Annotated in this window: 5 protein-coding genes; all 5 read left to right on the top strand. The window is 39.5% G+C overall.

Translation table 11 applies throughout. The features are described from left to right. Positions 1–2,176 (top strand): translation initiation factor IF-2 (gene infB / locus H4J66_RS08810; RefSeq protein WP_182173307.1); only part of this gene is annotated, 2,176 nt, incomplete at its 5' end. Positions 2,177–2,345: 169 nt separating this feature from the next. Beyond that, positions 2,346–2,780, top strand: coding sequence for a 30S ribosome-binding factor RbfA (gene rbfA, locus H4J66_RS08805; protein ID WP_182173304.1), 435 nt, complete (start codon positions 2,346–2,348; stop codon positions 2,778–2,780). Between the two features lie 11 nt (positions 2,781–2,791). Continuing rightward, positions 2,792–3,754 (top strand): tRNA pseudouridine(55) synthase TruB, encoded by a 963-nt coding sequence (truB, locus tag H4J66_RS08800; protein ID WP_182173301.1) that lies wholly within the window; start codon positions 2,792–2,794, stop codon positions 3,752–3,754. Positions 3,755–3,998: 244 nt separating this feature from the next. Next, positions 3,999–4,268: a 30S ribosomal protein S15 gene (gene rpsO / locus H4J66_RS08795; protein WP_070376186.1), complete on the top strand. Its 270-nt coding sequence runs from the start codon at positions 3,999–4,001 to the stop codon at positions 4,266–4,268. Positions 4,269–4,615: 347 nt separating this feature from the next. After that, a complete protein-coding gene (gene pnp, locus H4J66_RS08790) occupies positions 4,616–6,733 on the top strand; it encodes a polyribonucleotide nucleotidyltransferase (RefSeq protein WP_182173298.1) in 2,118 nt (705 codons plus the stop codon). The last annotated feature ends 87 nt before the right edge of the window (positions 6,734–6,820 follow it).

Below are 6,820 nucleotides of genomic sequence, written 5' to 3'. Positions count from 1 at the left end.
GCAAGCAGCCGCAGCGAAAGCAAAAACTGCTGAAGAAGCGCCAGTAAAAATTGCTGAAACTGAAGAAGCTAAAAAAGTTCGTCTTGCTTTAGAAGCTGAAACAAAAGCTAAGCTTGAAGAAGAAGCTAAAGAAGCAACAGCCGCCGCTAAAAAATTAGCAGAAGAAAATGAAGCGCGCTGGAAAGAACAAGAAGCTGAGCGTAAAGCTAAAGAGAAAGAGGTTGTTCATTTAACTTCTTCTAAATATGCTCAAGAAGCTGAAGATAAAAGTGACTCTGCTGATGAAAGTGGCCGTCGCCGTAAGAAGAAAAAAGCACCTGCAGACCGTAATGCTCGTGGCCGTAACAATGGCCGCGGTAAAGGTAAAACTTTATCTTCACCTGATAGCTTAAAACATGGTTTCACTAAACCAGTAGAAACAAAAGTACAAGATATTCGCATTGGCGAAACTATTTCGGTTGCTGAACTTGCCAATAAAATGGCTAAGAAAGGCGCGGAAGTAGTTAAAGCTATGTTCAAACTAGGCGCAATGGCAACGATTAACCAAGTTATTGACCAAGAAACAGCCGCGCTTGTTGCTGAAGATATGGGTTTTGAGGTTGTACTTGTTAAAGAAAATGCCTTGGAAGAAGCCGTACTTGCTGACCGTCATCATACGGGCATAGAGATTACTCGTGCACCTGTTGTTACTATTATGGGTCACGTTGATCACGGTAAAACATCATTACTTGATTACATTCGTAAAGCGAAAGTAGCAGACGGTGAAGCCGGTGGTATTACTCAGCATATTGGTGCTTATCACGTAGAAACTGGTCATGGTATGATCACATTCTTAGATACTCCTGGTCATGCTGCCTTCACTTCTATGCGTTCTCGTGGTGCTAAAGCAACGGATATCGTTATCATTGTTGTTGCTGCAGATGATGGTGTTATGCCACAGACTGTTGAAGCAATTCAACATGCTAAAGCCTCTGATGCGCCTATTATCATCGCCGTAAACAAGATGGATAAAGAAGGTGTTGATATCGAACGTGTTAAGAGTGAATTATCTCAACACGGTGTTTTATCTGAAGAGTGGGGCGGTGAAGTTCAATTTTGTCATGTCTCAGCTAAAACAGGTTTAGGTATTGATGACTTACTTGATTCAATATTGTTACAGTCTGAAGTTTTAGAGCTAACTGCTGTTGTCGATAAAATGGCAAGTGGTGTTGTTATTGAATCTAAATTAGATAAAGGCCGCGGCCCAGTAGCAACTATCTTGGTTCAAGAAGGTACTTTAAAGCAAGGTGATATTGTACTTTGTGGTTTAGAATATGGCCGTGTTCGTGCAATGCGCGATGAAAATGGTAAAGATATTCAATCAGCAGGTCCATCTATCCCAGTTGAAATTATTGGTTTAAGTGGTGTTCCACAATCTGGTGATGAAGCGACTGTTGTTAAAGATGAGAAGAAAGCACGTGAAGTTGCTTTATTCCGTCAAGGCAAATTCCGTGATGTGAAACTTGCTCGTCAACAAAAAGCTAAACTTGAAAATATGTTTGCAAGTATGGCTGAAGGCGAAATTTCTGAAGTAAATGTTGTAATTAAGTCAGATGTTCAAGGTTCACTTGAAGCTATTAGTGACTCATTACTCAAGTTATCTACTGATGAAGTTAAAGTCAGAATCATAGGTTCAGGTGTTGGTGCTATCACTGAAACTGATGCAACATTAGCGGCGGCTTCAAATGCCATCGTGGTTGGTTTTAATGTTCGTGCTGATGCATCTGCGCGTAAAGTGATTGAATCTGAAAACATTGATTTACGCTACTATAGTGTTATTTACGCATTAATTGATGAAGTTAAGCAAGCCATGAGCGGCATGTTAGCGCCAGAATTCAAGCAAGAAATCATTGGTCTTGCACAAGTTCGTGACGTGTTTAAGTCGCCTAAAATCGGCGCTATTGCTGGTTGTATGGTTACTGAAGGTATCATTAAACGTAGTGCTCCAATTCGCGTATTACGTGACTTGGTTGTTATATACGAAGGTGAGCTTGAATCACTTCGTCGTTTCAAAGATGATGTTGCAGAAGTTCGTAACGGTACTGAATGTGGTATCGGTGTTAAGAACTACAATGATGTTCGCGTTGGTGACCAAATTGAAGTATTCGAAACAATAGAAATTAAGCGTACGCTATAACTTTAGATTATTGCTGATTGACTGCTTTTTAGGTTAATCGGCTTCAATGTAATGAGATAGCTCACTTACTGTTGTACAAATATTAAATGGGGGCTTTGCCTCCATTTTTGTTTATATATTAAAAGTTATCAGGTAAAAGTCCTCGATAATTTTATTAGGAGAATTTCCTATGGCAAGAGAATTTGCTCGTACCGACCGTGTCGGACAAGAAATACAAAAAGAAATCGCGACTATTTTAATGCGCGAAGTTAAAGATCCACGCTTAGTCATGACAACAGTTTCTGCTGTCGAATTGACACGTGATCTAGCTTACGCAAAAATATTCGTAACTTTTTTTACTAATGAAGTTTCAGAAATAAAAAGCTCTATTGAAGTCTTAAATGAAGCTGCTGGTTTTATTCGCTCGTTATTAGCGAAGAAATTACGTGCCCGTATTATGCCGCACTTACGTTTTGTTTATGACAGCTCTATGGCTGAAGGTGTTCGAATGAGTTCATTGGTTGATGAAGCTGTCGCTAGCGATAAGCATATTGCTGAAAGCTCAGAGCGAGATGCTACTGCTTCTAACGAAGCAACTGATATCAACAACGAAGAAAATTCATAGGGTACAGCTAGATGGCTAAACGCAGAAAAGGTCGCCCAATTAATGGGGTGATCCTACTTGATAAACCGTATGACATGTCATCGAACAGTGCTTTACAAAAAGTTAAGCGTATCTTCTTTGCACAGAAAGCCGGGCATACTGGGGCATTAGATCCACTTGCTACCGGTATGTTGCCGATTTGTTTAGGTGAAGGGACTAAGTTTTCTCAATTTTTACTGGATACCGATAAAACCTATCAAGTAACAGCAAAATTGGGTGTGCGTACTACAACCAGTGACGCTGACGGTGAAGTTGTTGCGGAAAAACGGGTTGATGTTTCAAGTGAGCAATTAGCAATAGCACTTGAGTCTTTTCGCGGTACCACACAGCAAATTCCTTCCATGTACTCAGCGTTAAAATACAAAGGCCAGCCTTTATATAAATATGCGCGAGAAGGTGTTGAAGTCCCTCGTGAATCACGAGACATTACGGTTTTTCGTTTAGACTTATTACGCTTTGAAGGTGACGAAGTTGATTTAGATATTCATGTATCTAAAGGCACCTATATTCGTACTATTATCGACGATTTAGGTGAACTGCTTGGTTGTGGCGCACATGTTGCTAATTTACGCAGAAGTGCCGTGGGAAATTATCCCACAGATAAAATGGTAACACTGGAACAATTACAAGCATTAGTTACACAAGCAGAAGAACAAGAGATAGCGCCATCTACGTTGCTTGACCCTTTATTATTACCGATGACGACAGCCTGTGATGGTATCCCTGAGGTTTTTATCGATGATATGTCTGCTAACTTTTTGCGCCATGGTAATCCAGTACAAGCAGCTAATGTTCCGGCTGAAGGTTTAGTGCAGGTTTTTGTTGGAGACAATATCAATGATGGGGAGTTTATTGGTGTTGGTCATATAGACGACAACGGTTTAATTGCACCAAAACGCATTATTGTTTTAGACGAATTTTTGAAAACGCTGTAATAAATTATTTAACATTTGAGGATATTGGCTGGTTATCGCCTATATCCGTAAAATAAAACAGCGTTTACTCCGGGTTAAATGTTATTGAGTCTAACGGCAAGTTAATAATGGCCTGACACAAATATCAGTTGCAATTTCGTCTGTCGCTGATACAATGCGCGCTCTTTTGTCACCTTAGCTGAATTAGTGTTTGGCGAGGTGCGAATTTTAAGTACTTTCGGGTACATCACACTAAGGATTTATTATGTCTTTAAATGCTACAGAAAAAGCTGCAATCGTTGCAGAATATGCTCAAAAAGAAGGTGATACTGGTTCACCTGAAGTACAAGTTGCTTTGTTAACTACACAAATCAACCATCTACAAGGTCACTTCAAAGAGCACATCCATGATCATCACTCACGTCGTGGTTTATTACGCATGGTTGCACAACGTCGTAAGTTACTTGATTACTTAAAAGGCAAAAATGTTGAGCGTTACACAACGGTAATCGCTAAATTAGGTCTACGTCGTTAATATGTGACTTATTTGTTACCTTTTCTCAAAGGTAATATCAAAAAAAAGGAGCTTTATAGCTCCTTTTTTTATTGCTCATTTACCGGGTCACTTGCCCAAACTTAGTCAAAGTACGCTTTTTTGTCTTTTCTTAATAACAATTCCCCTTTCTGGCTAGTAAATAGCGCGTTTGATAGTATAATGTGCCTGCAAATTTTTAGAAAATTTAAGCTTTTGCAAAACTAATCAATCCAAACTGTATAATTTTTTGTTCAACTTAAGCTGTTAAAATTTTGCTCTAAGTGAATAAATAATTGTACAGATTGGTTAATCAATGAAAATTTATATCTAGCTAAAAAGGAACATTTATGTTCAATACTGTTACAAAAACATTTGAATTCGGTCAACATACCGTTACTTTAGAAACGGGTGCTATCGCACGTCAGGCAACTTGTGCTGTTATGGCAAGCATGGACGATACGTGTGTATTAGTGTCTGTTGTTGGTAAGAAAGAAGCAAAACCAGGACAAGATTTTTTTCCATTAACGGTTAACTACCAAGAGCGTACATACGCAGCGGGTAAAATCCCAGGTGGTTTCTTTAAACGTGAAGGCCGTCCTTCTGAAGAAGAAACATTAATCTGTCGTTTGATTGACCGTCCGATTCGTCCACTTTTCCCAGATGGCTTTACTAACGAAGTTCAAGTTGTTATTACGGTTGTTTCTGCTAACCCAGAAATTGCCCCTGACATCATTTCTTTATTAGGTACATCTGCAGCTTTAGCTATTTCAGGTATGCCATTTAGTGGTCCTGTTGGCGCAGCACGTGTTGGTTATACTGACGGCAAATACATTCTTAACCCATTACAATCTGAATTAGAAACGTCTAAGTTAAACTTAGTTGTTTCAGGTACTGATTCTGCGGTACTAATGGTTGAGTCTGAAGCTGATATTTTATCTGAAGAAGTTATGCTTGGCGCTGTTATGTATGGCCATGAGCAAATGCAAACGGCTATCACAGCAATTAAAGAAATGGCTGCTGAAGTTAACAATCCTAAGTGGGATTGGGTTGCACCAGTTAAAAATGCTGACCTTATTGCTAAAATTGCAGAATTGAGTGAAGCACAAGTTAACGAAGCTTACCAAATCACTGAAAAAGCTGTTCGTTACGAAAAAATCAAAGAAATCCGCGATGTTGTTGTTGAAACATTATTAGCAAGTGACGCAGATCTTAACGTTCAAGAAGCGAAAGATTTATTCCATGACTTAGAAAAAACTGTTGTTCGTGGTCGTATTACTAAAGGCATGCCTCGCATCGATGGCCGTGATCCTGAAATGATCCGTGCCCTAGACGTAATGACAGGCGTATTACCAAGAACTCACGGTTCTGCGGTATTTACTCGTGGTGAAACACAAGCATTAGTTACGGCTACTTTAGGTACACAACGTGATGCACAGCGTCTTGATACGATTATGGGTGAGAAGACTGACGCATTTATGCTTCATTATAACTTTCCTCCATACTGTGTTGGTGAAACAGGTTTTGTCGGTTCTCCAAAGCGTCGTGAAATTGGCCATGGCCGTTTAGCAAAACGCGGTATGTTAGCGGTTATGCCTTCACTTGAAGAATTCCCATATGCGGTACGTATTGTTTCTGAAATTACAGAATCAAATGGTTCATCTTCAATGGCTTCTGTTTGTGGTGCTTCATTAGCATTAATGGATGCTGGTGTGCCAATTAAAGCTTCTGTTGCTGGTATTGCAATGGGCTTAGTTAAAGAAGGCGACGATTTTGTTGTTCTTTCAGACATTTTAGGTGATGAAGATCACTTAGGTGACATGGACTTTAAAGTAGCGGGTACTACCGGTGGTATTACTGCACTTCAAATGGACATTAAAATTGAAGGTATCACTAAAGAAATCATGCAACTTGCTTTAAACCAAGCAAAAGCTGCACGTACTCATATCTTATCTGTAATGGATGAAGCTATCTCTGGTCACCGTGATGATATTTCACAGTTTGCACCGCGCATTCATACCATCAAAGTTAGCCAAGATAAAATTCGTGACATCATTGGTAAAGGTGGTGCTACTATCCGCATGCTTACCGAAGAAACAGGTACAACTATCGAGATTGATGACGATGGTACTGTTAAAATTGCTGCAACTAATGGTGAGCAAGCTGAAGATGCGATTAATCGTATTAAAGCATTAACGGCTGAAATTGAAGTAGGTACAATTTACCAAGGTAAAGTAGTACGTATCGTTGATTTTGGTGCCTTTGTTAACGTACTTCCGGGTAAAGATGGTTTAGTTCACATCTCTCAAATCTCTGACGAACGTGTTAATGCTGTAAGTGACGTATTAACTGAAGGCCAGGAAGTTACGGTTAAAGTACTTGAAGTCGACCGTCAAGGCCGTGTACGTTTAAGTATTAAAGAAGCTACTGAGAAAAAAGAAGCACCAGCAACTGACGCTGCTGAATAGCTTACTTAAAAAGTTAGATAAAAAGGGAGCCTGATGGCTCCCTTTTTTATATACTAAAATGAGTCAATACAAAATTTCATTAGGTAC

This window comes from Colwellia sp. MB3u-55 (assembly GCF_014076785.1).
In the GTDB taxonomy this organism is placed as follows: Bacteria; Pseudomonadota; Gammaproteobacteria; order Enterobacterales; family Alteromonadaceae; genus Colwellia_A.
The sequence above is the reverse complement of the archived record's forward strand: the minus strand, read 5'-3'. Positions and strand labels throughout refer to the sequence as shown.